Annotated in this window: 24 protein-coding genes; 19 read left to right on the top strand and 5 right to left on the bottom strand. The window is 60.2% G+C overall.

What is annotated here, in order from left to right; genetic code table 11:
- Both HMPREF9452_RS11925 and HMPREF9452_RS04160 read right to left on the bottom strand, forming a co-directional pair.
- On the bottom strand, positions 1–319 hold a 319-nt coding region (locus HMPREF9452_RS11925; protein WP_009140863.1), incomplete at its 3' end, for an IS110 family transposase.
- A gap of 387 nt (positions 320–706) precedes the next feature.
- Entirely contained in the window at positions 707–1,840 is a 1,134-nt protein-coding gene (locus HMPREF9452_RS04160) for an SLC13 family permease (protein WP_009140862.1), read from the bottom strand.
- A gap of 256 nt (positions 1,841–2,096) precedes the next feature.
- On the opposite strand from HMPREF9452_RS04160, the gene HMPREF9452_RS04155 reads away from it, so the two are divergent.
- The 5 genes from HMPREF9452_RS04155 to moaC all read left to right on the top strand — a co-directional run bounded on the left by HMPREF9452_RS04155 (position 2,097) and on the right by moaC (position 7,582).
- On the top strand, positions 2,097–3,416 hold the full coding sequence (locus HMPREF9452_RS04155) for an O-acetylhomoserine aminocarboxypropyltransferase/cysteine synthase family protein (protein WP_009140861.1): 1,320 nt from the start codon (positions 2,097–2,099) through the stop codon (positions 3,414–3,416).
- A gap of 76 nt (positions 3,417–3,492) precedes the next feature.
- Positions 3,493–4,311, top strand: a complete 819-nt coding sequence (gene pflA / locus HMPREF9452_RS04150; protein WP_009140860.1) for a pyruvate formate-lyase-activating protein — start codon at positions 3,493–3,495, stop codon at positions 4,309–4,311.
- Positions 4,312–4,584: 273 nt separating this feature from the next.
- Positions 4,585–5,154, top strand: coding sequence for a hypothetical protein (locus HMPREF9452_RS04145; RefSeq protein WP_147568224.1), 570 nt, complete (start codon positions 4,585–4,587; stop codon positions 5,152–5,154).
- 236 nt (positions 5,155–5,390) lie between these two features.
- A complete protein-coding gene (locus HMPREF9452_RS04140) occupies positions 5,391–6,359 on the top strand; it encodes a GTP 3',8-cyclase MoaA (RefSeq protein WP_147568231.1) in 969 nt (322 codons plus the stop codon).
- Between the two features lie 95 nt (positions 6,360–6,454).
- Positions 6,455–7,582, top strand: coding sequence for a cyclic pyranopterin monophosphate synthase MoaC (gene moaC / locus HMPREF9452_RS12330; RefSeq protein ID WP_009140857.1), 1,128 nt, complete (start codon positions 6,455–6,457; stop codon positions 7,580–7,582).
- A gap of 53 nt (positions 7,583–7,635) precedes the next feature.
- On the opposite strand, the gene HMPREF9452_RS04130 is transcribed toward moaC, so the two are convergent.
- Together HMPREF9452_RS04130 and HMPREF9452_RS04125 are read right to left on the bottom strand one after the other, a co-directional pair.
- Entirely contained in the window at positions 7,636–8,874 is a 1,239-nt protein-coding gene (locus tag HMPREF9452_RS04130; protein ID WP_009140856.1) for an MFS transporter, read from the bottom strand.
- A 95-nt stretch (positions 8,875–8,969) separates the two neighbouring features.
- Positions 8,970–9,818, bottom strand: coding sequence for a histidinol-phosphatase HisJ family protein (locus HMPREF9452_RS04125; RefSeq protein WP_009140855.1), 849 nt, complete (start codon positions 9,816–9,818; stop codon positions 8,970–8,972).
- 186 nt (positions 9,819–10,004) lie between these two features.
- Here HMPREF9452_RS04125 and HMPREF9452_RS04120 point away from each other — a divergent pair, with 186 nt between their 5' ends.
- The 13 genes from HMPREF9452_RS04120 to hypB all read left to right on the top strand — a co-directional run bounded on the left by HMPREF9452_RS04120 (position 10,005) and on the right by hypB (position 20,328).
- Positions 10,005–10,949, top strand: a complete 945-nt coding sequence (locus tag HMPREF9452_RS04120) for a DHH family phosphoesterase (protein WP_009140854.1) — start codon at positions 10,005–10,007, stop codon at positions 10,947–10,949.
- 344 nt (positions 10,950–11,293) lie between these two features.
- On the top strand, positions 11,294–12,706 hold the full coding sequence (nhaA, locus tag HMPREF9452_RS04115; protein ID WP_009140853.1) for a Na+/H+ antiporter NhaA: 1,413 nt from the start codon (positions 11,294–11,296) through the stop codon (positions 12,704–12,706).
- A gap of 289 nt (positions 12,707–12,995) precedes the next feature.
- Complete coding sequence (locus tag HMPREF9452_RS04110; protein WP_009140852.1) at positions 12,996–13,250, top strand: hypothetical protein; 255 nt, start codon at positions 12,996–12,998, stop codon at positions 13,248–13,250.
- Between the two features lie 9 nt (positions 13,251–13,259).
- Positions 13,260–13,676, top strand: a complete 417-nt coding sequence (locus tag HMPREF9452_RS04105; protein ID WP_009140851.1) for a hypothetical protein — start codon at positions 13,260–13,262, stop codon at positions 13,674–13,676.
- Between the two features lie 189 nt (positions 13,677–13,865).
- The gene (locus tag HMPREF9452_RS04100) at positions 13,866–15,167 is read left to right on the top strand and encodes an aminotransferase class I/II-fold pyridoxal phosphate-dependent enzyme (RefSeq protein ID WP_009140850.1); all 1,302 of its coding nucleotides are present in this window, start codon (positions 13,866–13,868) and stop codon (positions 15,165–15,167) included.
- A complete protein-coding gene (locus tag HMPREF9452_RS04095) occupies positions 15,168–15,872 on the top strand; it encodes a ubiquinone/menaquinone biosynthesis methyltransferase (protein WP_009140849.1) in 705 nt (234 codons plus the stop codon).
- A 142-nt stretch (positions 15,873–16,014) separates the two neighbouring features.
- Positions 16,015–16,494: a hypothetical protein gene (locus tag HMPREF9452_RS04090; protein ID WP_009140848.1), complete on the top strand. Its 480-nt coding sequence runs from the start codon at positions 16,015–16,017 to the stop codon at positions 16,492–16,494.
- Between the two features lie 6 nt (positions 16,495–16,500).
- Positions 16,501–17,214: a tetratricopeptide repeat protein gene (locus HMPREF9452_RS04085; RefSeq protein WP_009140847.1), complete on the top strand. Its 714-nt coding sequence runs from the start codon at positions 16,501–16,503 to the stop codon at positions 17,212–17,214.
- A 54-nt stretch (positions 17,215–17,268) separates the two neighbouring features.
- Positions 17,269–17,583 (top strand): STAS domain-containing protein, encoded by a 315-nt coding sequence (locus HMPREF9452_RS04080; protein WP_009140846.1) that lies wholly within the window; start codon positions 17,269–17,271, stop codon positions 17,581–17,583.
- A 141-nt stretch (positions 17,584–17,724) separates the two neighbouring features.
- Positions 17,725–18,375 carry a Sec-independent protein translocase subunit TatA/TatB gene (locus HMPREF9452_RS04075; protein WP_009140845.1) on the top strand — a complete coding sequence of 217 codons (651 nt, stop codon included), beginning with the start codon at positions 17,725–17,727 and terminating at the stop codon, positions 18,373–18,375.
- The gene (gene tatC / locus HMPREF9452_RS04070; RefSeq protein ID WP_009140844.1) at positions 18,375–19,160 is read left to right on the top strand and encodes a twin-arginine translocase subunit TatC; all 786 of its coding nucleotides are present in this window, start codon (positions 18,375–18,377) and stop codon (positions 19,158–19,160) included. The genes HMPREF9452_RS04075 and tatC overlap by 1 nt, the downstream gene beginning before the upstream one ends.
- 9 nt (positions 19,161–19,169) lie before the next feature.
- A complete protein-coding gene (locus tag HMPREF9452_RS04065; RefSeq protein WP_009140843.1) occupies positions 19,170–19,640 on the top strand; it encodes a hydrogenase maturation nickel metallochaperone HypA/HybF in 471 nt (156 codons plus the stop codon).
- Between the two features lie 13 nt (positions 19,641–19,653).
- Positions 19,654–20,328: a hydrogenase nickel incorporation protein HypB gene (gene hypB, locus HMPREF9452_RS04060; protein WP_009140842.1), complete on the top strand. Its 675-nt coding sequence runs from the start codon at positions 19,654–19,656 to the stop codon at positions 20,326–20,328.
- A gap of 292 nt (positions 20,329–20,620) precedes the next feature.
- Here hypB and HMPREF9452_RS04055 read toward each other — a convergent pair whose 3' ends face one another.
- On the bottom strand, positions 20,621–21,055 hold the full coding sequence (locus HMPREF9452_RS04055; protein ID WP_009140841.1) for a hypothetical protein: 435 nt from the start codon (positions 21,053–21,055) through the stop codon (positions 20,621–20,623).
- 850 nt (positions 21,056–21,905) lie between these two features.
- Here HMPREF9452_RS04055 and HMPREF9452_RS04050 point away from each other — a divergent pair.
- Entirely contained in the window at positions 21,906–24,494 is a 2,589-nt protein-coding gene (locus HMPREF9452_RS04050; RefSeq protein WP_009140840.1) for a DNA topoisomerase I, read from the top strand.
- Positions 24,495–24,598 lie beyond the last annotated feature (104 nt).

Below are 24,598 nucleotides of genomic sequence, written 5' to 3'. Positions count from 1 at the left end.
CGAGGAGCCTGGCGAGCCACTCGGCGTCGCGCCGGTCGTTCTTGCGCCCGCGGTCGGCGGCCGGCCGGTGCATCTTGGAGACGGCGCCTACGGCGCAGTCGACGCCGAGCGCCCTCAGGGCGCGGCAGAGGTGGAAGCCGGTCGGGCCGCTCTCGTACACCGCCTTGGGCGACTCGAACCCCAGTGCCCACTCGGCGACCGACGCGGGGTCGTATCCGAACCTTGCGCGGGACACCTCGCCGGTCATGGGGTCGAAGGCGCATGCGGAGATGCTCCTCGCGTGGACGTCGAGACCGATGGCTGTGACATAATTGGACATGGCGGGCCCCTCTCCGTCGCATGTGGCGCGCGGCCACGGTTGGCGCTACGACCATTGTCGCCCGACCCACGATAGAGCTGCAAGGGGAGGGGCTCCCAATGTTCAACTCATATCGTCTCACTGCGGGAGCTTTAGGGCTGGCGTTAATGGGCGCTGGGAATGCGAGCAGAGTGGTACGTTTGCTATCCGTCGCGCACCCGCCGCGCGCTTATGACGGATAATTGCACGAATTATGAAATTCTCTTTGTATGCCCTAGGTAGGCATGGCGTCTGCCAGCTGTTTCTAAGGTCAGGCGGGGGCGCCTACTATGCCTTCTCGGTAATCGATGCGATTATCCGTCATAAGTGCGCGCCGTTACTGCGGCCAGCACCTCAAAAGCGATAAAACTAGAAGAGGATGAACGTGATAAAAAGCAGCAGTGCAAGCAGGCAGATGTTGATCACGCAGAACCAGAGTAGGTAGCGACCGGTTTGAGCGTGGGGCATACGGGCGTAGATGCGCAGCGAGATAAGACTCGCGAGCGACGCGATGGGCGTGCCGAGTCCTCCAATGTTGGTGCCAAGCAGCAGCGCCTGCACATTGTCGGTAAAGCCAGAAAGCATAATAGCGGCGGGAACGTTACTTATGATTTGGCTGGCAAGGGCGGAGACCAGCACTTCGCGCCCCTCCATAATGCCGCCGATGAAGGATGAGACCGAGCCGATTTGCTTGAGGTTTCCAACAAAGACGAAGAAGCAAATGAACGTGACGAGCAAGCTCGCGTCTAGGTTCATAAAGACACGCCGATCAAGGACGAGGCATGCGGCGGCGACGGCGGCGCAACAGAGCTGCCATGAGATGGCGTGGCCAACGCATGCGATGCAAAGTGCAAAGAGTATAAGGTAGAGCGCGAGAAGCCGTGGGTGTACAGGAGATGCTTCTCCGTGATTCACGTCTTCAAGATGTTCGGTTGGAACCATCAGGGTGAGAGCGATGCAGCATAGGTAGCTGAGCGCCCCCACCGGAAGAACCGTCGCAAAGAATGCGGCTATGTCCATACTGAACGCGGAGACTAAAAAGATGTTTTGGGGATTGCCGATGGGGGTGCACATGGATCCTAGGTTTGCCGCGACGGTGATGGCGACAACGGTGGCGATGGTCGCGCGCGGGGTCGCTTGCATAAACAGGGCGAGGGCCAGCGGCACAAACGTGATGAGCGCAACGTCGTTGGTGATCAGCATGGCGGAGATAAAGACGACGTTGATAAGTATAAAAGCGAGCGTGCGGGCTGATCCAACGCGGGTCATGAGCCAATCGCGAATGGCGTTGAGAAGCCCCGCCCTTCCCAGACCTGCGACTACCGTCATCAGGCAGAACAACAGGCCTATGGTACGCATGTCGATATAGCCAATATAGGTAGAAAGCGTGGCGGGGGTGAGGGGGAAGGCCGCCATAGATGCAACCGCCGCGACGGCGGCGATAACTAAAACGGCTTCGGATTTGATGAAGTCGCGAATGCGCGAACTAAGATCGGTCGACATGGTTGTTCCCCCGGTAGATGTGCAGCTTATCGATAATACGTCAAGGTAGAGGCTTTGTGCGAACGCGTTATTGCTTTATGCTCGCGGATAAACGCAGGGGGCACCGGCGGGAAGCGACGGCGGGCGCGTAACAACATGGAAACCAACCAATGCCGTGGGTTTGACCTTTGGCAATCAGAAGCGTACTATGCAACCCCAATTAACTACAGAATAAGTAGGTAATTACTGGGGGAGCAAAGAGTCAAGGAGGCAAACCATGGGCCAGTACACGGACAATCCAAACCACACATTCCATTTCGACACCCTGCAGCTGCACGTGGGCCAGGAGCAGCCTGATCCGGCAACGGATTCGCGTGCGGTCCCAATCTATCAAACCACCAGCTATGTGTTTAAGAACTCGCAGCATGCGGCGGATCGATTCGGCCTGGCGGACGCGGGTAATATCTACGGACGCCTTACCAACACCACGCAATCCGTTCTCGAGGAGCGCATCGCGGCGCTCGAGGGCGGCGTGGCCGCACTGGCGGTGGCGTCCGGTGCCGCGGCGATTACGCTGACCATCCAGGCGCTGGCGCAGGCCGGAGCTCACGTGGTGGCTCAGAAAACCATCTACGGCGGAACTTACAACCTGCTTGAGCACACGCTGGCGGCATTTGGCATCGAGACTACCTTTGTGGACGCTCATGATCTGGACGAGGTCTCTGAGGCGATTCGTCCCAACACCGCGCTGGTCTACCTGGAGACGCTCGGTAACCCAAATTCCGATATTCCAAATGTTGACGCTATCGCTAAGATCGCTCATGACAACGGTCTACCCGTAGTGGTCGATAACACGTTTGGCACGCCGTATCTATTCCGTCCTCTTGAGCACGGAGCGGATATAGTGGTGCACTCCGCCACCAAGTTCATCGGCGGTCACGGCACAAGCCTCGGCGGCATTATCGTGGACGGCGGAACCTTCGATTGGGCGGCAAGCGGCAAATATGCTCCTATTGCAGCGGCGAACCCCAGCTACCATGGCATTTCTTTTGTCGATGCGGCGGGACCCGCGGCGTTTGCAACCTACGTGCGTGCAATCTTGCTGCGCGATGAGGGCCCGTGCATCTCGCCCTTCAACGCTTGGACTTTGCTGCAGGGTGCCGAGACCCTTTCGCTGCGTCTTGATCGCCACATCGAGAACACCCGCCGCGTAGTGGAGTATCTTGCATCCAATCCGCATGTTGCGCGCGTGAACCATCCAAGCCTGCCCGACCACCCCGATCACGAGCTCTATGCCGAGTACTTCCCGCGCGGCGGAGCTTCCATCTTCACCTTTGAGATCAAGGGCGGTAAAGAGGCTGCGTGGAAGTTCATCGACCATCTGCAGGTGTTTAGCCTGCTGGCAAACGTAGCAGATGTAAAGAGCCTGGTGATCCATCCCGCGACTACCACGCATTCGCAGCTGACCGACGCCGAACTTGCCGACCAGGGCATCACACAGGCGACCATTCGCCTGTCCATTGGCACCGAGGCGGCGGACGATATTATTTGGGACCTTGAGCAGGCCTTTGCTTCGCTTGACGCCGCGGACGAGTAACGGCAGCAAAACAAGCACATTGACGCGGCCGTGCGTGCTCTAGAATGGATGGGAACCATTCAAGTAAGGAGCACGCATGGCTCAGAAGATATTCGATGCGGATGCAGATGCCGCATCTTCTCAGTACGCCCTTGGACGCATTCATTCGATCGAGAGCATGGGCACGGTGGACGGCCCCGGTATTCGCTTTGTGGTCTTTACCCAAGGATGCCCCATGCGCTGCGCGTACTGCCACAACCCCGATACTTGGGCAGTGAACGCGGGTAGCATGGTTTCGGTCGAGAAACTTGTTCAAGAATTTGAAAGCAATCGGCAGTTCTACAAGTCCGGCGGCATCACCGTTACGGGTGGCGAGCCCTTGTTGCAGCCGGATTTCCTGGCCGATCTGTTCCGCACCATGCACGAGAATCCCCGCGGCCGTGTTCACACGTGCCTTGATAGCTGCGGCTATGCCTATTCGCCCGAGCATCCGGAGCGCTTTGACGCTGTGTTGCGCGAGACCGATATGGTGTTGTTGGATATTAAGCATGCCGACCCAGAGGGTCATCGCGAGCTGACGGGTTGCGACCCTGCGCGCATCATAGCGTTTGGGGATGAAATCGCCCGTCGCGGCATCAAGACCGTGATCCGCCACGTGATCGTGCCGGGCATTACCGATACGGTTGAAGAATGCGAGGCTCTGGGTCGACTGATCGCTCCCTGGCGCAACGTGGTTGGCCTTGAGCTGCTGCCGTACCACACCATGGGTATTGTGAAATACGAGAAGCTCGGCATTCCCTACAAGCTCGAAGGCGTCCCGCAGATGGACAAGGCCCGGATTCCGGAGCTGCGCGCAGCGGTGCTGCATGGCATGCGTGCCGGCCGCGCTGCGGAGAAGAATGCTTACGGAGCGTAGAAAGAGGGCTCTCCGATTCGGCTATTGAAGAATCGGCATACAAGATGGTGTATTAGCGACCCGCGATTTCTCAAAATGGTATCCATGGGAAATCGCGGGGAGCAAATCGTCGCCAGTTGGTGTGGCGGCTGAGTGCCACGAGGTGGGCGGGGAAGGGTCTAATTCGAGTGATTGTGCTCCCTCCAGCAGTCATTAAGCCCGCCATCCTTTGGCATGGTTCCGCCCGTTATGACTGGTCGTACTCGACCCGTTCGAGAGGGGTATAGCGTCGCTTTGGTTATGGCGGGACTGCCTTCTGATGTTGCGGATCTTATTGCTGGCGAGCGCGTAACGTCTTTAAGCCGCGCACGCCAGCAGTATATAGGGCGTATCGAAGATGGCGAGGTGAAACTTGCGCTGCGTCGCACTGTCGAAGCGGTCGGCAAAACGATTGAGCGCGAGGCCCTTGAACTTTCCGCAGCTTCTATTGGTGGCTTTGCGTATATGTTGCAGCTTGTCGGCTACTTCATGTGGGAAGAGGCGTGGACGTCGCAGGTGATTACGGCTGAGGATGCACGGCGTGGCATCGCTGAAGCGCGTGAGGATTTTAGGCGTGGCGTTCTCGAGGCAACGGTGCGTGAGATGTCGGAAAAAGACCTGGCATTTGCACTGGCGATGTTGGATGATTCCGACGGCAGTCGGCTTGTTGACATAGCTGCTCGTATGGATGTGACAAACGGGTACGCGTCAACCTATAAGCGACGCCTGCTCAAGCAAGGCGTTGCTCGTGAGCGTCCCGGCGGGCGCTTGGATTTCGATACTTCCCTTTTACGTGAGTATCTGGACGAGTTCTATACGGAGTGAGTTTTCACCAGTACGTTTCAGATAGGCACAACGCGATCGCAGCGCCGCCAACCCATCTTCTGGTTGACGCCGCAACTCAAATATGGGTTATGATTCCAGACGGAGAATAATGACCTGTGTTGCGGCGAACGGGGGTTCACGTGGTAAAACATGCGCTTCAAGATGGCTTTGATAGAAAGATAAGCTACCTGCGCATCGCCGTTACGGATAAATGCAACTTTCGCTGCGTGTACTGCATGCCCGCCGACGGCGTGCCTCCGCGCGCGCATGGCGAGTTGTTGAGTGCCGAGGAAATAGCCCGCTTTGTGCGTCTGGTCGCGGGCGAGGGCATTACGCGCGTGCGCTTAACCGGTGGCGAGCCGCTGGTAAGCCATCGCATCATTCCGTTGATTGAAGAAATCCGTGCAATTCCGCAGATAGAGGACATATCGCTTACTACCAATGGCGTGCTTCTGCCGCGTTTTGTATCGCAGCTCAAAGAGGCGGGGCTTGATCGCGTCAACATCTCGCTGGATACATTAGATCCCGTCCAGTTTTCTAAGATCACCCGCTTGGGACGCCTGGAGCAGACCCTTGCGGGCATAGATGCGGCGCTGGAGTACGGGTTTGATCCCGTGAAGGTGAACTGCGTGGTGGTTCGCAGACTCAATCAAGACGTGTTTGGCATGGCGAGGCTTTCGATCGATCGTCCCGTACACGTGCGCTTTATTGAGTACATGCCCATTGGAAGCGATGAAAATCGCGGGTTTTGCGCAGCGGATGCTGGGGAAAACCCGGATGGCGAGCTTTGTCCCGAGCAATGGGACGCCAGCGATACCGTGCCCTCTAGCGAGCTGCGCCAGATTATCGACGCCGCTGCCAGCGCTGCGGGGGTAGGTGGGCTTGAGCCGGTGGATAACGCGCTTTTGCCCGACGGGGCTGGGCCGGCTCGCTATTGGCGTTTTCCGGGCGCTGCGGGCACGGTGGGATTCATCTCTGCCATGTCGAACCATTTCTGCAGCAGCTGCAACCGCATGAGGCTTACCGCGGACGGCTCTATTCGCCCATGTTTGTTTTCCGATGCGGAGTATCACGTGCGAGAGGCTTTGCGCTCGGGCGATGACGCGCGCGTTGTCGAGATTTTCCGCGACGCCGTCGCGCATAAGCCGCAAGAGCATGAGGTGATCGAAGGCACGGAGCGTTTCATGTCGCAGATCGGCGGTTGAGAAGGCGCGTCTTGCGCGGCAGTTGCGCAGCGGCGCGCTGGGTAGAATGGATGCACATCAAGACGGGCCCCGCCCGGGTTCTAGGGAGAACGCACATGACTCAGAACAATCCCCGCGATGCATATCGTGACGAGCTGACGCACGTTGACGAGTCCGGTGACGTCCGCATGGTCGATGTGGGCGATAAGGCCGTGACCCGCCGCATCGCCGTGGCGGAGGGCAGCATCCTCATGCATCCGGAGACCCAGGCCATGGTGCTCGAGGACCGCGCAAAGAAGGGCGACGTACTCGCCTGCGCGCGCGTGGCCGGAATCATGGCGTCCAAACGGGCCAGCGACCTCATACCCATGTGCCATCCCCTCAACATCACTAAAAGCAAGGTGGAGATCGAGCCCATCCCCGCTATGGGCGAGGGCGCGCGCAAAGACGGTCGTGTGGGCTTTCACGTGCTGGCAACCTGCGGCGTCACGGGCGTGACCGGCATCGAGATGGAGGCGCTGACCGCGGCGAGCACGGCCTGCCTCACCATCTACGATATGTGCAAGGCGGTCGATCGCGGCATGGAGATCGTCGACGTGCGCCTGCTGCTAAAAGAGGGGGGACGCTCCGGCGTGTGGGAGCGCGAGGGCGCCAGTGCCGCGGCGGTTGAGGGCAAGGACGGCGCGGACGCTACCGCTTCTGACTCCAGTGAAGATGCCCCCGCCGCTCCCGCCCCTGCAGTTGCATTTATCGGTTACCAGAATTCTGGAAAGACCACGCTGGTAGAGAAGGTTATTGCCGTGCTAACGGCGCGCGGGCTGCGCGTGGGGTCCATCAAGCACCACGGGCACCACCGCTTCGACATCGATGTGCCGGGCAAGGATTCCTGGCGTCACGCGGAGGCGGGCAGCCGCCATGTGGGCCTCATCTGCGCCAATCGATACGCGGAGTACGCGGATACGGACCAGGAGTTTCCGCTTGATGACTTGTTGGCGCGTTACACCGATGTGGACGTGGTCATTGTGGAGGGGTACAAGACCGCCGGCCTGCCCAACGTGGTAGTGGCTCGTTCCGGCGTCGACCGCCTGCGCGGTTCGAGCTCGCTGGATTTAGTGGACGATGCGACGCTGGCGATTGCCTGTAACGACACCCTGGCAAACCATATCCACATCAATCTGCCGGTTGCCGACATTAACGATGCGGCGACGGTCGCCAACGTGGTGGAAGGTTATCTGGCCCGCTAAGGGTTCCCAAAAGCCCGGCGCGCATGCCGACAGGTACACGCGCCGGCAAAATCCTATGACTGGTTTTCGCGCTTGTCGGTGGTCTGGCGGCCGGATTCCGCGCATCGGCGAACGGCGACCTCAGCCAATACAACGTCGGCAGCAAGCAGGCCGGCGATCATAAACGGGATAAGCTCCGGATGGCTTGATCCCGCGACCATGCCAAAAAGGGGCGGTACAACCATAGCGCCCGTATATGCGCACGCCATCTGCAGGCTGACCATGCCTTGCGATGCGCGCTCGCCAAAGCGCCCAGGCGTAAGCGCGACAATGCTGGGGTAGATGGGCGCGCAGCCAAGGCCGATGACGGCAAGGCTTGCCCAGAGCACGGGGACGGCGTCAAAGAAGATGAGGGTGACAAGGCCGCCGCCAATAAGAAGCTGACCCAAGCGGACCTGCTGTTCGCTGCTCATCCATTGCGCAGCGAATCCAGAGAGCAAGCGACCGGCGGTAATACCGATGTAGAACAGCGAGACCATGGATGCCGCGGTTGCCGTATCGACGCCGCGCGCCATGACCAGGTAGGTTGCGCTCCAAAGGCCGGTCGCGCCTTCAAGCGCGCAATAGAACCCAAAAGAGCCTATGGAAGCGGCCGCGCCCGGGAGCGCAAGAAGCTGACGATTGGTAAGGGGTTGCTCCTGGTTAGCGGAAGCTTCGCTGGAATCTGGCAGTTTGCCGTCGCTTGCGGCGGATGCGTCCTCGTCCACGCCGCGCTTCCACAAAGGCAGGGAAAAGAACAGAGCAAGGGTGATAAGGGTTTGGATCGCGCCTATGGCGAGATAGCCGCCGTGCCAGCTTAGCGGCCCCGCAAGGGCCCAGCCCATTACAATGGGGCCCGCGCTGGCGCCAACACCCCAGCAGCAGTGCAGCCAACTCATGTGCTTGGCTCCGTAGTTAAGCGCGACGTAGTTGTTGAGCGCGGAGTCAATAGCGCCTGCGCCCAGGCCGTAGGGGATCGAGATCAGGCAGAGTTGCCAAAAGGAGCCCGTAAACGCAAAAGCGAGGATAGCGGCGGCGGTAAGGCCAACTGAGAGGGCGCACAGCCTGCCCGTGCCCAGCTTGCGCACCAGCCGCGCTGTCATGAGCGAGGATACGATGGTGCAGCACGAGATGATGATCGAGATCGCGCTTTGGGCTGCGACGGGTGCGCCCAGGTCGAGATGCATGACCGGCCAGGCCGTGCCCAACAAAGAATCGGGCAGGCCAAGCGAGATAAAGGTGAGGTAGATGATGGGGATGAGAAGAGAGGCCATGGGGTACCTGTTCAAAATCTAAGGGATATCGGCGATTTGTTTGATGGGGGCGCGTCCGCCGGTTGTCGTCTGGCGTGCGGGGGCGCCGCAGTTTCCTAAAGGGCGTGAAACACGGGCTGCATGCGGCGGTACGTGCAAAACTCGGTAAAGCCAAGATTGCGCAGGCGCTCCCGTACCTCTGGAATATGAGCGCCCAGATGCTCGGGTTTGTGCGAGTCGCTGCCAAAAGTGATCACGCGTCCGCCCGACTCGCGATAGAGCTTGAGGATCTGGGTGCAGGGTTGCAGGTCCGGTAGACCATAGCGGAACGAGGAAGTGTTGACCTCGATGCCCCTGCCCTTCTCGATGGTGCGGACAAGGATTTGGCGCACAAGCTCCTCGCTTTTCTCGTGCGGCCAAATACCTGCGGGATCGTAGCGCTTGATAAGGTCAAGGTGCCCCAGTACGCTCCAGTTATCAAACGTATCGACCACGTGAAGCATTTCTTGGTAGTACGCGGTGTTGTACTCGTCCTGCGTGCGCCCCCGCTGAAACTCGCCCGTCCAAAACTCCTTGTTGCCCACCTGGTGGATGGACAAGATGATGAAGTCGAGCGAGCTCGAGAGGCGGTCGAACAAGGCGTTGTAGCGGTCCTGCGTGTGCGACTGCACGCCAAATTCCAGACCGCAGCGCACTTCAAGCCTGCCGGCGTAGCGCTCGCGTGCCTGCATGATGGCGGGGATGTAGCGCTCGTAGTCCACATTGGTGGTGGGTATGCCTTCGACTACGGGCGCCAGCGACGGGTCGCGGCGGAACTCGTCCACATCCGGCTTGATGCCGTAATCGACGTGATCGGTGATGCAGATCTCATCGAAGCCGCGGTCTATGGCGTCGCGGCAGACCGTGTCGAGCGGATAGACGGAATCGTCAGAAAACTCGGTATGGACATGGTAGTCGGCAAGCATATGATCCCCCCCCTTAAAACAATGCAGCATAGAGAAGGATACCGATTGCATGAACAGGGCGCGGACGAGAAGGATTAAAAAGCAAAAGGTTCCCGACATTAAGATGGGGCGATGCAGCGGGTGGCCCTGCTGTAACGTGCTAGGATAATGAGCATCCGAGTACCATCTGTTTAACGGAGGGAACCAATGAGCAACGTTCTAGTTTTTGGTCACCAGAACCCCGATAACGACGCCATCATGTCGTCCGTCGTGCTGTCCCAGCTGCTGAACCAGGTTGAGTTCGATGGCAACACCTACCAGGCTTGCTGCCTGGGGCCGCTGCCCGCCGAGTCCGCTAAGCTGCTTGAGGACAACGGCGTCGCCGCTCCCACGCTGATCGACGCTATCGAGCCCGCCGCCGAGGGCGAAGAGGCCCAGCTGGTGGTTCTGTGCGATCACAACGAGCCCGGCCAGTCCGTCACCGGCCTTGAGAACGCCGTGATCGCCGGTGTTGTCGACCACCATCGTTTTGGCAATTTCACCACTGCCGCCCCGCTGCACATCGTCGCGCTGCCCTGGGGTTCCTCTTGCTCCATCGTCGCCAAGCTGTTCGAGGTTCTTGGCGTCGATCCCACGGACGTTCAGGCCAAGCTCCTGCTCTCCGCTATGATGACCGACACCCTCATGCTCAAGAGCCCCACCGCCACCGCCATCGACGCCGCCATCGCTAAGAAGCTGGGCGACCAGATTGGCGTCGACCCGGTCAAGTTCGGTATGGAGGTCTTCCTCACCCGTCCGTCCGGCTCCTTCACCGCCGAGCAGATGGTCGGCAACGACATCAAGATGTTCGAGGTTGCCGGCAAGAGCCTGCTCATCGGCCAGTACGAGACCGTCGACAAGACCCGCGCCCTTGGCATGATTCCGGAGATCCGCGAGGCCATGCGCGCCTATCAGGCCGAGAAGGGCGCCGACGGTATCGTGCTCTGCCTCACCGACATCATGGAGGAGGGTTCCCAGGTGCTGCTGGAGGGCGATACCGCTGCTGCCCAGAAGGGCCTTGGTATTGCGGACGAGTCCGACGGCGTGTGGATGCCCGGCGTGCTTTCCCGCAAGAAGCAGGTTGCCGCTCCCATCCTGGCTGCTGCCGAGTAGCTTCTGCTCGCTATAAAACTGTTTAGCCCCGGATACCTTTGAGGCCGACGCGTGGTCTCGCTGGGTATCCGGGGCTTTGTACCCGGGGTGGAAACCTTATGGCACATGCGCCCGCCTCAGACTAGGTCTCTTCATAGATAATCGTCAAAAACGCGTTATCTGTGGAGCGAATTTTGTAATCGCTCTGTAGTCGCTTTTGAGGGCGCGGGTCGCCTATGGGTGGGATGGGTACCATAGATTGGTCAAGCGATTGACGCCGATGCCTCGCGCGATGCGGGGCTTTTTGTTTTTTATCCCGTAGCGCGCGGTGACGCGGGATAGCGTCCAACAAGATGGGAGCCGCCATGGCAGCAAGCCCGCACCTGTTCAACGAGACTCAGCGCAAGCGTATCAAGCGCCGCTACGCATACGAGGTCATCACGGAAAACGGCACCGTTTCCGCCGCCGTCATGGTTATCGCTGCGATCGCGGCGGTGATCTGCGCCAACACGGATGCCTATGAGCCCATCCATCAATTCTTGTCCGAGCCCATAGGTATAGGCATCGGTCATTTCTCGGCTTCGATGTCCGTTGAGTTGTTTGTGAACGACTTTCTCATGGCGATCTTCTTCCTCTTGGTTGGCATCGAGCTCAAATATGAAATGACGGTGGGCGAACTCAAGAAGCCCCGTCAAGCCCTGCTGCCCATGTTGGCGGCCGTGGGCGGCGTGGTGGTGCCCGCGTGCATCTACTCGTTTCTCAACAAGGGCGGTATGACCCAGGGCTGGGCGATTCCCATGGCGACCGACATCGCGTTTGCGCTGGGCGTGCTCTCGCTGCTGGGCAACCGGGTTCCTGCCGGCGTGCGCGTGTTCTTCACCACGCTTGCCATTGCAGATGACCTGATCTCTATCTTGGCGATCGCTATTTTCTACGGGCACACGCCGGATCTTTTCTGGCTTGCCATGGCCGTGCTGGTGACGGTGCTTTTGGTCTTGCTGAATATACGCCAGTACTTTCGCCTTGCCCCCTATATGGTGCTTGGCCTTGTGCTGTGGTTCTGCCTGTTTAAATCTGGCATCCATGCAACCCTTGCAGGCGTTATCGTGGCGTTCGCCGTTCCGGCGCGCTCAGGCGTTCAGCTGAGCAACCTGTCCAACTGGTTGCAAGAGAGCCTGCCGGATTTGGCGGATAAGTATGATGATGACGCGCACGTGTTGGGTCAGCATGATTTTACCCGCGCGGCCGTGGGCGTCGAGCGCATCATGCATCGCGTGTCGCCTCCGCTGGTTCGCTTGGAGCGCGCCATCTCTACGCCGGTGAATTTCTTGATTCTGCCCATCTTCGCTTTTGTGAACGCGCAGGTGCGCTTGGTGGGCGTTGACCTGGTCGCTCTGGCGACCGACCCCGTTGCGCTGGGAACCTACTTTGGCATGCTGCTGGGCAAGCCCATCGGTATTGTGGGCGTAACGTTCATCCTGGTGAAGAGCGGCATCGCCGAGCTGCCGCGCCGCGTCACCTGGGGCCACATCGCCGGCGTGGGCGTGTTGGGCGGCATCGGCTTCACCATGTCCATCCTCATCTCCGGCCTGGCGTTTCCCTCAGAGCCCTTCGAGCTGCTGGCGGCAAAGGCCGCTATCCTGTGCGGGTCGGTGACCGCCGCCGTGCTGGGAATGCTCGTGATGAGCAGGGTTACTCGTCCAAAGCTTCGCGCGCCGCAGCCTACCTCCAAGGATGCTCCCAAACCCCAGCAGGTGCATGTCGAGGCTGCGGAATAGGCTTCGATCGCACGGGCAAAACGAGCGGGTTTTCGTTGACCGGCTCATGGGTATAGCGATATATGCAAACGGTCCGGTTGCCTCGACGGTTGCCGGACCGTTTATATTTGAACGAGGAACAGCCGTTTTCTTGGGCTGACGATACCGCGGCGGGGCTGGTCGCGTCTGCATGGTAGATTATGCTGCGAGCGCGATCGCGGCCTTCTGCAGGGAGGCGTCAGGCGTGGTCGCGCATTCAGATGGGTGCGCCCGTGGATGATGGCGACTGTCGATAAAGGAGGAAGCGCGTATGGATATCGGGTCGTTTCAGGCCGAGGAGTTCGGTGAGCTGCAGCGTTTGGTAGATGGCCTGTACGCGGGACGCCAGACGGTCGACCGTCTGGATATGGTGGTCCAGGGCGAGATATTGGATCTGTCCTCTGACCTTATGGAGATTATCAACCTGCTTCCCCCCGGGGTATACGAGCGCCAGCGCCTGTGCGACCAGCTCAATTCGGCGCTTGCGGCCCACGGCTGGGGCGGTATGTACGGAACGGTCGAGTAGGAGAGTGCCATGAAGACACCTCAACAGCAACGCGACGAGGCCGTCGCCGCCGCGGACGCAGCGCTGGGCCATCTTGAAAGCGCCTATGACACGCTGAGGTCCGCCGGCAGATGGAGTATTTTCGACATTTTGGGTGGAGACCTGTTCGCGGCTTTGGTCAAGCACGGCAAGATCGACAAGGTCAATACCGAGCTTGATGCTGCGCGGGATGCGCTGCGCGCGTTTGTCCAAGAGGTCCAGGACGTGGATCTGGGATCCGCGCTTCGCGTCGAGCTGGACGACTTCCTTACATTCGCGGACTTCTTCTTCGATGATCCCTTTAGCGACCTTATGGTCCATGCGCGTATCAACGACCTCAAGGGCGAGATCGAAAACGCGATTGTGCAGGTGCGCTCCGTGCGCGAGCGGCTACTGCGGTTGGCGTAGGGTTTTGGTCGCGGACGCTTCTGCGGCCCCTCGCCCTGGGCGCCCCGTGTTCATGTTGAAGACGTTACGCGTGCGCGTGTGCGGTGACGCCGACGCGCGAGGCGGGTATACTGCGACAAGGTGTTATGTATTGGCGCCGGGGCGGGTGCAGTGCGCATGCCCGCCCCGCGCTCTGTCGAAAGGCTCATCATGCAGACGATGTATCAGCAGATGGATGCGGACGCCCTGGCTCAGGCCATCGAGGCCCTGCGTGCCCAGGTTGAAGAGGTCAAGGCCCGCGGCCTCGCCCTGGATATGGCGCGCGGTAAGCCGTCGCCCCAGCAGGTGGACATTTCTCGTCCCATGCTCGACATCTTGAGTTCGGACGCGGACCTGCACGATGGCAACGTGGACTGCTCCAACTACGGCTTCTTCGAGGGAATCCCCTCTGCTCGCGCGCTCGCAAGCGAGATGCTGGGCGTGCCTGCCGAGCAGACCCTGGTGCTGGGCTCTTCCAGCCTGCTGCTCGAGCATGATATCTGCGGCCAATTCTGGCGCTGCGGCAGCCTGGGCAGCGAGCCCTGGGCGGATTATTCGGCCAAGCATAACGGCGAGACCGTCAAGTTCCTGTGCCCCGCTCCCGGCTACGACCGCCATTTTGGCATCACGGCCGACCTTGGCATCGAAAACGTTCCCGTTCCCATGACCGGCGAGGGCCCGGATATGGACGTGGTCGAGGCCATGGTTGCAAGCGACGCCAGCATCAAGGGCATGTGGTGCGTTCCCAAGTATTCCAATCCCACGGGCGAGACCTACTCCGAGAAGACCGTCCGCCGTCTTGCGACCATGAAGACGGCCGCTCCGGATTTCCGTATCTTCTGGGATAACGCCTATTGCGTGCACGACCTCTATGACGAGACCGATGACCTCGCCAACATCTTCGATTACACCCGCGGCACCGAGAACGAGGACCGTGTGGTTGCCTTTGTCTCCACTTCCAAGATCACCTTCCCTGGTTCCGGCGTTGCTTTCGTCGGTGCGTCGCCTGCGGTCATCGCCGAGGTCTCCGCGTTCCTCAAGATGGGCCTTATCAGCGCCGATAAGATGAACCAGCTGCGTCATGTGCGCTTCCTGCCCAACCTGGACGCGGTTCGCTCCCACATGAAGAAGCATGCGGAGTTCATGCGCCCGCGCTTCGAGGCCGTAGAGCGCAAGCTTGCCGAGGGCCTTGGCGGCACCGGCTGCGCCACGTGGACCCATCCGCGCGGCGGCTACTTTGTCTCCTTCGATGGTCCCGATGGCTCTGCTAAGCGCGTCGCCGCCCTGTGCGCCCAGATGGGCGTCAAGCTCACCCCGGCTGGCGCTACGTGGCCCGGCGAGGATCCGCGCGATACCAACATTCGCATCGCCCCAAGCTATCCCAGCGTAGAGGAGCTCGAGGCGGCTCTCGACGTGCTGGTGCTCGCCGTCAAGCTGGTCGCGGCCGAGCTCGCAGCGGAAGAGCGCGCGTAGATGGCTGACGCCCACGCGGAGCGAGTAAAGGGCATTTTTTCCGAGATCGCCCGTCGATATGATCTGTTTAACGCGTTGTCCAGCTTTGGTATCTACCGAAGCTGGCTTCGCCGTGTCGCTCGTACTGCCGCCTGCACGGACGCCGATTGCGTTTTGGATGTTGCGGGCGGCACGGGCGACGTCGCCTTCGCCTTGTGCGAAGCGTGCCCCCCGGCTTCCATCGAGCTTACGGACTTCACGCCCGAGATGCTCGAGGTCGCAGCCGAGCGCATAACGGCTGGCGCCAACCTTGGCGTGCCATGTGGCCTCAACGTGGTCGATGCCCATAATCTCCCGTATGGGGACGAGGAATTCACGGTAGTCACGTGCGCCTATGGCCTGCGCAACTTCTCTGATCGCCGCCGCGCGATGCGCGAGGCCGCGCGCGTGCTGGCACCCGGCGGGCGCTACGTGGTCCTGGAGTTTGGTACGCCGCCTAACGCGGTGTGGCGCGCGTTGTATCGCTTCTACCTCACCCATATGATCCCGTTTATTGGCGGAGTGGTGACGGGCGACCGCTCGGGTTTCGACTACCTGCGCGACTCCATCAAGGCTTTTCCGCCGCAAGACGCTATTGCCCAAGAGCTTTGTGATGCGGGGTTCTCGCAGGTGGAGTATAAGAACTGCACCGGCGGCATCGTCGCGGTCTATGCCGCGGTGAAGTAGCGGCGAAGTATCGCTGGGGGGTTGGGCCTTTTTGCCAGGCCGTGCAGAACTGCTGCAAATCGCACGCCGTCATAGGGCTTATGCCACGGGGCAGCTACAATAATCCAGGTATGTACCCGAGATAACTGACTGGATTCAAAGCATGACCGATGATTTCTTCGATGACGAGCAAGAGCTGATAGAGGCAGACGCCGCTGCGGCTTCGTCTGATGCGGATATGGTCGAGCAGGAGGCTGCGGCCGTATCTAACGCAAGCGATTCCGATGATGCGGCGGACCAAAAGCCCGCTTCTGGCAATGCCGCTCGTCGCAATGACGCACCGCCCTTCTGGATGGTGCTGGCGATTGCCGCCATCGCGCTTATCCTGGGCGTGGTGATTGGCTACATGATCGGCACCTCCGCAACCTTGGCAGAGCTTGGTAGCTCTAGCGAGCAGATGGCCCAGCAACAAGACCAGTCTGCTGGCGAGCTCGATTCCACCCAGCTGCCCGAGGGCCACCCGCAGCTGTCCGTCGATCAGGATGGCAACGCGACCGTGGTGGACTCCGGTTCCTCGTCCGCAAACGACGCTTCCGCAGACTCCTCGTCCGCAAACGCGAACGCCGACGCGAGCCAGGAGTAGAGTGCCATGGCATTCAACGCAGAGCAGACCAAGCGCACCCGCGCCGTTATAGTGATCTTGCTACTGGTGGCGGTTATCGCCCTTGCCGTTGTGGTGCTGTCCGGCGCCCTGACTCCTGCGGGGTCCCAGGGCCAGCAGACATCGCAGCAAAGCGAGCAGACGGGCGGCAACGCGTCTTCTAGCAGCCAGGCTGCATCTGATGACGCCCATACCATGGACGATGTCGACGCCACGTACGGTACCGCGGCCAAGCAGCTTAAAGCCAAGTACGAGGCCAACCCCGCCGACCCGTCGACCCTGCTGAACCTGGCCAACGGCTACTTTGATTGGGGCACCGCCGCCATGAGCCATGCTCAAGGGGACGAGGATCAGCAGCACGCCATCGACCTCTTTAAGCAGGCGATCAGCTACTACGACACCTATATCGAGCGCAATCCCGGCTCTAAGTCCGCCGAGGTCGACCGCGCGATCTGCGTCTTCTACTCGGGCGACCATACCGCGGCCATCGCGGCGCTTGAGGATTTTGTGGCAGCCGATTCCACGTTTGGACCCGCTTGGGCCAACCTTGGTATGTTCTACGAGAACGAGGGCCGCATCGATGACGCCAAGGACGCCTACAACAAGGCGATCGAGGCTGATCCCGAGGACACCTACCAGGTCAAGACGTATGCCCAGCAGCGTCTGACTAACCTTGAATCCACTCAAAGCGACGCTGCGTAGCGCGGCTTTGGAGCCCGGTATCTTACTAACACTTCGAGTGCAAGGAGCATCAACATGGAGCTGGTAATTACCACCAATCCCACCCCTGAGTGCTATCTCATCTCCGTGACCGGCGAGGTCGACATCTCCAACGCGTCCAAGCTGCGCGACGCCATCGACTTTGCCCTTGAGCAGCCCACCGAGGAGGTCAAGCTGGACTTTGCCGAGGTCTCCTACATCGACTCCACCGGCATTGGCGTGCTGGTTGGCGCGGCTCATCACGCGGAAGAGCACGGTAAGCGCTTTGTCGCCGTCAACGCCCAACCCGGCGTCTTGCGCGTGGCGCAGCTGCTTGGTCTTGACAAGGAGATCGGCATCACCGCTGCGTAAGGTTCGCCTCCGCGCAGCGTAAAGCTTGCGTAAGTCCATGCTCGGAAGCGTAAGCGTTGGTTATACTAATAAAGTTGTCTATTTTCGAGGCCCGGCGCCCTTGCGACGGGTCTTGGTGTACCGAGAATTCTTGGAGGCGCCGTGTTTGGAATCAGTTCCACGGAGCTGATGATCATTGTGATCTTTGGTTTCCTGCTATTTGGACCCGACAAGCTCCCGCAGATTGGCCGCACGCTTGGCCGTGCCCTTCGCCAGTTCCGCGAGACGCAGGAGAAGATGACCTCTGTGGTTCAGTCCGAGGTCATCGATCCCATGACCGCAGCTGCAGCGGCTCCGGTCAAGCCGAAGAAGAGCGGATCCTCGTCCACCTCTTCCACGGCAGAAGACGATAGCGACCTTGATTCCGTGGGCGAGCCCATGCCGCGCCGCAAGGAAACGTTCGCCGAGCGCCGCGCCCGCCTCGCCGCCGAGAAGGCCGAGAAGGAAGCTGCTGCCGCCCAGGCGGAGGCCGCCGAGTCCGGGGACGCAAACGGCGCCGCCTCGATCGATGCCGCTTCTGCAGCAGGTGACGCTGGCGATGCTAACGTTTCCGCTCCGACTGCGACCGCCGGTCAGTCCGTCGATGCTGCCGACCAGCCTGAGCCCGCTGAGGAGGAACCCGCGGTCCGCACCACCGAGGATCTCTACGCCCGCCGTCCCCGCAAGCGCAAGGCCGCTGCCGATGCGCCTGCGACCGATGACGCCGCCGATTCCTCGTCCGCCGACGCCTCTGCAGAAGGGGGTGAGCAGTAATGCCCATCGGACCCGCGCGAATGCCGCTGTTTGACCACTTGGGTGAGCTGCGTCGCCGCCTGACCATTGTGGTGGTCTCCGTTCTTTCCGCCTCCCTTGTTCTGTACTTCGCCACGCCTACCGTGATCGATATCCTGCAGGATCCCATCCGCGAGTTCGCGGACGAGTTCTACGTCATGACGGCGCTGGGCGGCTTCAGCCTGCGATTCTCCATCGCGTTCAAGCTTGCCCTTGTTATGTGCACGCCCATGATTATCTGGCAGATCCTCGCGTTCTTTTTGCCCGCGCTCAAGCCCAACGAGCGCCGTTGGGTGGTTCCCACCATCGTGAGCGCCACCGCGCTGTTCTTCCTGGGCGTCATCTTCTGCTACTTTGTGATCATCAACCCCGCCTTTGGTTTCCTTATCGGTGAATCCGAGGCGATCGGCACGGCCATGCCCATGCTGGAGGACTACATCAATATCGAGCTTCTCCTCATGATCGGCTTTGGCGTTGCGTTCGAGTTGCCGCTTATCGTCTTCTACCTTGCGGTGTTCCACATCGTCCCGTATGTCAAGTTCCGTGAGGCATGGCGTTACGTCTACGTTGTGCTGCTGGTTGTTGCCGGCTGCGTCACGCCCGACGCTTCGCCTGTCACCATGGCGTATATGTACGCGGCAATGCTGGCGCTGTACGAGATCGCGCTTGCCGTGACCCGCATCGTCATTGTTAAGCGCGAAGGCAAAGCCGGCCTCAAAGAGGGCCGCTTGAGCCTGTTTGATGATGACGAGGACGAAGAGGAGTAATAAAGACGCATGCATGAACTCGGAATTGTTTCCGGAATTCTAGATGTGGCTTGCAAGACGGCGCGTGAGGCGGGAGCTTCGCGCGTCGTTTCCGTTACCGTGCGAATCGGCGACATGTGCGAGACCGTTCCGGAGGCCATGGATTTTGCTTGGGAGGCCTTGCGCGAGGAGGACCCCCTTACCCTTGAGAGCGAGATGATCGTGGAGCGGGTGCACCCTCGCAGTGCCTGCGTGCAATGCGGCGAGGAGTTCGACCACGACCGCTTCCATTGCCGGTGCCCTAAGTGCGGCAGCGGGCAGACCATGTTGCTGCGCGGCCGCGAGTTGGATATTGTGTCGCTTGAGATAGAGACTCCGGACGAGGATGAACCGTCCGCGGGCGACGCGGCTGCGGGCGACGTCGATTCCGCGTGCGTCGCCGCGCCGAGCGATGCCGCGCCGAGCGATGCCGCCGATCCTCGTCCACAAGCCAATCTGTAAGAAAGAAGGATCCATGTCCGAGAAGACCATAGGTATCGAGAGCCCTATCCTGTCGCGCAATGAGCGCCTGGCGACCCAGCTGCGCGAGCGCTTTGCCAAGCACCAGATCTTTGTGGTGAACGTGCTTTCCAGCCCTGGCTCCGGCAAGACATCGACCATCCTGGCGACCAACGAGCGCCTGCGCGACCGCTACCGCTGCGCCGTGATCGAGGGCGACATCGCCTCCGACGTCGACGCCATCACCATGAAGGAAGCGGGCATGCCTGCCATCCAGATCAACACGGGTGGGCTGTGCCATCTTGAGGGTAACATGATCAACCAGGCCGTCGATGCATTCGAGGCAGGCGTTGGCCTGGACAACATCGACGTCATCTTTATCGAGAACGTGGGCAACCTGGTGTGCCCCGTGGACTTTGATTTGGGGGAGAACCTGTCCATCATGATTCTCTCCGTGCCGGAGGGCGACGATAAACCGTTGAAGTATCCCGGTATCTTCCAGCACGCGGGCGCGCTGCTGCTCAACAAGGTCGACGTCGCCCCCGCGTTCGATTTCGATATGGACGAGTACAACCACACGCTCGACAACCTCAACCCGCAGGCGCCGCGCTTCAGCGTGAGCGCGGTGCGCGGACAGGGTATGGACGAGTGGTGCGCCTGGCTGGCTGAGCAGATCGAGGCCGCGAAGTAGACTCCGTGTATTACTTCTGACCACAATGAACCGCTTCAAATGGTTCCATTTAATACCGATCAAAAAGTTGGTATTAAAAGGAACCGTTTGTTTGGAAAAAAGTGGCACAAAGTAATACAAATTTCAGAATCGGTATTACTTTGAACCATTTGAGACGTTAAAAATGGTCTCTTTTAATACCTGAGGAATTACCGTGCTGAGGAGCCAGCGCGTGACCCGTAACGGCATGTGAGCGGTCCGCGCGCGACTTCATGCCTGCGGGCGAAGCGTCGCGACGCCCTAGGCGATCTCCTTAAGAAGATATGGGTGTAGTTTCCTGCACGCTGGAGAGCAGGAGTAGCTTTTGGAAGTAGTCCGTTGTGGACGAAGTAGAGCTGGCTTGATCGAGGACAATGCAGTGCTCGTCCATAAACGGGCTGCCCGTAGAGTTCAGATTGAAGAAGGTGTCCTGGCCGTACCAGGGCTCAAAGTCGGAAAGGTTAAGGTCGCTGGTGCAATCTGCAAGCTGGTCGCCGGAAGCGTAGGCGTATTGGATGGTGCAGATTTTTTCCGAGAGAGAAGAGTCCTCATTAAGCAGCGTTGCGAAGGGCTTGCAGCTATCTAGATCACCAACCTGCGTGTTTGCTTGGGTCTTGGTTGGGCTTTGCATGGTGTGGGCGTAGCCAAGCTGGCCAAAGTAATTCATTGTAGGATTGGCCTCGCGGATGAAGGCGAATGCCTTGGCCATCCATTGATCTCTCAACCCAGTTTCTAGTTGACTAGAGTCCGACATTGCGTGGTATTCGACTGCGCGCTCGTGGCTGGTGCAGAGCATTTAACTGTCGAAAGGTCGTCTCCAAAAAACTTGCCACAAGCTTGAGGTTGCTCATCCAGAGCGAACCGTAGATTGCTAAAGGCGGCTGAGCTGAGCGGGTCTTTGGGGGACTCGGTGCTGGTATGGCCTTTCAGCTGGTCGAAATCGACGAGATGGCTTCAGCAATCGCGTCTGGCGCGGCGCCATGCTGCTCGACTAGTTGATCGTGCTGTTCTGGTCGAGATACTGCGAGGGAGTAAGGTTGGAATCGAGCTGCGCGCACCCACTGAGCTGAGGACAAATGCAGGAGACGGCTGCAAGGCAAAGGGATGATAATAGAGTCCGTCGAGTTACTACATGGTACATAAGGTGGTCCATATCCTTTGGCTGCGCGGTGAAGAGGGCGCACACAAATAGTAGTCCTGGCATTGGGCGCGCGTCTTGTGGCGCCAACATATTAAGCATCCCTTAATGAGAGCGCATGATGAGATTTGCGTCGCCGGTGTAAAGGGAATTTACGTTACGGTGCGTGGCATGCTGGACCCCATATGCATCCAGGTTCTTGTCTAGCTGCCATCCCGAGCGGGGACGGTTTGTATCAAGGCTTGGAAACGCCCTGGCAACTGGTCTGCGAGGCCCCATGGTCGGCGATCGAACGCCTCGTGGGCAGCGCGCGGGCTTGCCGCGGGCGGCCGCTTGCTTCATAACTTCATGCGTGTTTCGCGAACTCGCGTTTAGTCGCTATACTGCTGACCATACATGAACGTATATCGAAGGAGCCCCGTTGAAGCTCGTCATTGCAGAGAAAAACATCGCTGCGCAGAAAATTGCGCAGCTTCTAGCTACCGGCAAGCCTAAAAACGACAAGGTTTACAACACGCCCGTCTATCGTTTCGACGTGGAGGGCGAGGAGTGGGTGTCCATGGGCCTTGCCGGCCATATCCTGGCGCCGGACTTTCCAGATGAGATCCTCTTCGATAAGAAGGAGGGGTGGTACTCGCTGACCGAAGACGGCGAGGTGCTGAACGCCCAGGTACCGGACGGTCTTGCCCGCCCGCCGTACGACACCAAGCGTAAGCCGTTCCTTGCCAACGGCATCAACATCAAGGGTTGGAAGGTCGAGAGCCTGCCCTACCTTACGTGGGCGCCCATCATCAAGAATCCTGCGGAGAAAGAGATCATCCGCGTTCTCAAGAATCTGGCGAAGAAAGCCGACTCTGTGGTGATCGCGACGGACTTCGACCGCGAGGGTGAGCTCATTGGATCGGACGCCTTGTCTTGCGTGCGCGAGGTGGCGCCCGATGTGCCCGTGAGCCGCGCCCGTTACTCCGCGCTTATTAAGGGCGAGGTGACCGAGGCGTTCAACAATTTGGTTGAGCTCGATCAGAACCTGGCGGATGCGGGCGAGAGCCGTCAATACATCGACCTTATCTGGGGCGCGGTGCTGACCCGCTACCTTACGCTCGCCAAGTTCGGCGGTTTTGGCAACGTTCGATCCGCTGGCCGCGTGCAGACGCCCACGCTTGCCCTGGTGGTAGAGCGCGAGCGCGAGCGCATGGCGTTTGTGCCAGAGGATTACTGGCAGATTCGCGGCATGGCGGCAGCCAAGGGTGCGGACTTCAAGATCAACCACGCAACGGCGCGCTTTACGGACAAAGATGCCGCTCAAACCGCTTTTGGCCATGTGGACGGCGTCGTAGCCGGAACCGTTACCGATGTCGCCAAGCGCTCGCGCAAGCAGCAACCCCCGGTGCCGTTCAACACCACCTCCTTGCAGGCGGCGGCGGCCGCAGAGGGAATCAGCCCCGCTCGCACCATGCGAATCGCCGAGAGCCTCTATATGAGCGGTCTTATCTCCTACCCGCGCGTCGACAACACCGTCTACCCGCGCTCACTCGACCTCGAGGGCATCGTGAAGGGCTTGGCGGCGAATTCGCCGGCTCTGGCACCCGTGTGCAAGAAGGTCTTGGCCGGCCCCATGAAGCCCACGCGCGGCAAGACGGAGACCACCGATCACCCGCCCATTCACCCTACGGGCCAGGGCGACCCCACCACGCTCGATAGCGGTCAGCTCAAACTCTACAACCTCATCGCCCGCCGCTTCCTGGCTACGCTTATGGGTCCCGCGACCATCGAGAACACCAAGGTGTCCATCGATGTTGCCGGCGAACCCTTCACTGCCTCCGGTGACGTGCTGGTGGATGCCGGATTCCGCGAAGCCTACCCGTATGGCCTCAAGCGCGACGAGCAGCTGCCCGCGCTGGACGCCGGCGATGTGGTGGACGTGCACGACGTCAACCTGGAGGCCAAGCAGACCGAGCCGCCCGCACGCTACAGCCAGGGCAAGCTGGTCCAGGAGATGGAGAAGCGCGGCCTGGGCACCAAGTCCACGCGCGCGAGCATCATCGAGCGCCTGTACCAGGTTCGCTACCTCAAGAACGATCCCATCGAGCCCAGCCAGCTGGGTATGGCCATCGTCGATGCGCTCTCGCAGTTCGCGCCTCGTATCACCACGCCGGAAATGACGGCGGAGCTGGACGAGGACATGACGCATGTGGCAGAGGGCCAGGACACGCAGACCCATGTGGTCGACCACTCCCGCGCGCTGCTGGCGGGCATGCTCGACAACCTTATCGAGCATAAGGACGATCTGGGCGAGGCCATCAGCGACGCCGTCACGGCAGACGCCCGCGTGGGCGCATGTCCCAAGTGCGGCAAGGACCTGGTGATGAAGCAGAGCGCCAAGACCCGCGGCAGCTTTATCGGTTGCATGGGCTGGCCGGATTGCGACGTCACCTATCCCGTGCCCAGCGGCGTCAAGGTGAGCCCGCTTGAGGGCGACGCGGCGGTGTGTCCGGAGTGCGGCGCCCCTCGCATCAAGTGCCAGCCGTTCCGCCAAAAGGCCTATGAGCAGTGCGTGAACCCCAAGTGCCCCACCAACTACGAACCCGACCTCAAGGTTGGCGAGTGCTCCGTGTGCGCCGAGGCGGGCCGTCATGGCGACCTGATCGCGCATAAGAGCGAAAAGAGCGGCAAGCGCTTTATCCGCTGCTCCAACTACGAGGAGTGCGGCGTGTCCTATCCGCTGCCCGCTCGCGGCAAGCTTGAGGCGACTGGCGAGGTCTGCGAGCACTGCGGCGCGCCCGTGGTTGTGGTAGAGACCGCTCGCGGTCCGTGGCGCATCTGCGTCAACATGGACTGCCCAGGCAAGGAGAAGAAGGAAAAGCCCGCCCGCGGTGCCAAGGGCGCTGCAGCCAAGGGGTCTACAGCCAAGAAGACCCCGGCAAAGAAGGCCTCCTCGTCCAAAAAGACAACGGCGAAAAAGCCCGCCGCTAAAAAGACGACGTCCAAGAAGTCCTCGTCCGCTCAATAGCCTCGTTAGAATGCGGGCCGTCCAATCAGGGCGATTTGCAGCAAGAAGAAAGCCCGCCGGGTCCAAATAGTCCGGCGGGCTTTCTTGTGAGCGTCTTTTGGCGG

This window comes from Collinsella tanakaei YIT 12063, assembly GCF_000225705.1.
Classification (GTDB): Bacteria; Actinomycetota; Coriobacteriia; order Coriobacteriales; family Coriobacteriaceae; genus Collinsella; species Collinsella tanakaei.
The sequence above is the reverse complement of the archived record's forward strand: the minus strand, read 5'-3'. Positions and strand labels throughout refer to the sequence as shown.

Bases quoted from the DNA above. Each gene is read 5' to 3' on its own strand.
- HMPREF9452_RS04160 (WP_009140862.1), bottom strand. From the start codon at position 1,840: ATGTCGACCGATCTTAGTTCGCGCATTCGCGACTTCATCAAATCCGAA.
- HMPREF9452_RS04155 (WP_009140861.1), top strand. From the start codon at position 2,097: ATGGGCCAGTACACGGACAATCCAAACCACACATTCCATTTCGACACC.
- pflA (WP_009140860.1), top strand. From the start codon at position 3,493: ATGGCTCAGAAGATATTCGATGCGGATGCAGATGCCGCATCTTCTCAG.
- HMPREF9452_RS04140 (WP_147568231.1), top strand. From the start codon at position 5,391: ATGCCCGCCGACGGCGTGCCTCCGCGCGCGCATGGCGAGTTGTTGAGT.
- moaC (WP_009140857.1), top strand. From the start codon at position 6,455: ATGACTCAGAACAATCCCCGCGATGCATATCGTGACGAGCTGACGCAC.
- HMPREF9452_RS04130 (WP_009140856.1), bottom strand. From the start codon at position 8,874: ATGGCCTCTCTTCTCATCCCCATCATCTACCTCACCTTTATCTCGCTT.
- HMPREF9452_RS04125 (WP_009140855.1), bottom strand. From the start codon at position 9,818: ATGCTTGCCGACTACCATGTCCATACCGAGTTTTCTGACGATTCCGTC.
- HMPREF9452_RS04120 (WP_009140854.1), top strand. From the start codon at position 10,005: ATGAGCAACGTTCTAGTTTTTGGTCACCAGAACCCCGATAACGACGCC.
- nhaA (WP_009140853.1), top strand. From the start codon at position 11,294: ATGGCAGCAAGCCCGCACCTGTTCAACGAGACTCAGCGCAAGCGTATC.
- HMPREF9452_RS04110 (WP_009140852.1), top strand. From the start codon at position 12,996: ATGGATATCGGGTCGTTTCAGGCCGAGGAGTTCGGTGAGCTGCAGCGT.
- HMPREF9452_RS04105 (WP_009140851.1), top strand. From the start codon at position 13,260: ATGAAGACACCTCAACAGCAACGCGACGAGGCCGTCGCCGCCGCGGAC.
- HMPREF9452_RS04100 (WP_009140850.1), top strand. From the start codon at position 13,866: ATGCAGACGATGTATCAGCAGATGGATGCGGACGCCCTGGCTCAGGCC.
- HMPREF9452_RS04095 (WP_009140849.1), top strand. From the start codon at position 15,168: ATGGCTGACGCCCACGCGGAGCGAGTAAAGGGCATTTTTTCCGAGATC.
- HMPREF9452_RS04090 (WP_009140848.1), top strand. From the start codon at position 16,015: ATGACCGATGATTTCTTCGATGACGAGCAAGAGCTGATAGAGGCAGAC.
- HMPREF9452_RS04085 (WP_009140847.1), top strand. From the start codon at position 16,501: ATGGCATTCAACGCAGAGCAGACCAAGCGCACCCGCGCCGTTATAGTG.
- HMPREF9452_RS04080 (WP_009140846.1), top strand. From the start codon at position 17,269: ATGGAGCTGGTAATTACCACCAATCCCACCCCTGAGTGCTATCTCATC.
- tatC (WP_009140844.1), top strand. From the start codon at position 18,375: ATGCCCATCGGACCCGCGCGAATGCCGCTGTTTGACCACTTGGGTGAG.
- HMPREF9452_RS04065 (WP_009140843.1), top strand. From the start codon at position 19,170: ATGCATGAACTCGGAATTGTTTCCGGAATTCTAGATGTGGCTTGCAAG.
- hypB (WP_009140842.1), top strand. From the start codon at position 19,654: ATGTCCGAGAAGACCATAGGTATCGAGAGCCCTATCCTGTCGCGCAAT.
- HMPREF9452_RS04055 (WP_009140841.1), bottom strand. From the start codon at position 21,055: ATGGCCAAGGCATTCGCCTTCATCCGCGAGGCCAATCCTACAATGAAT.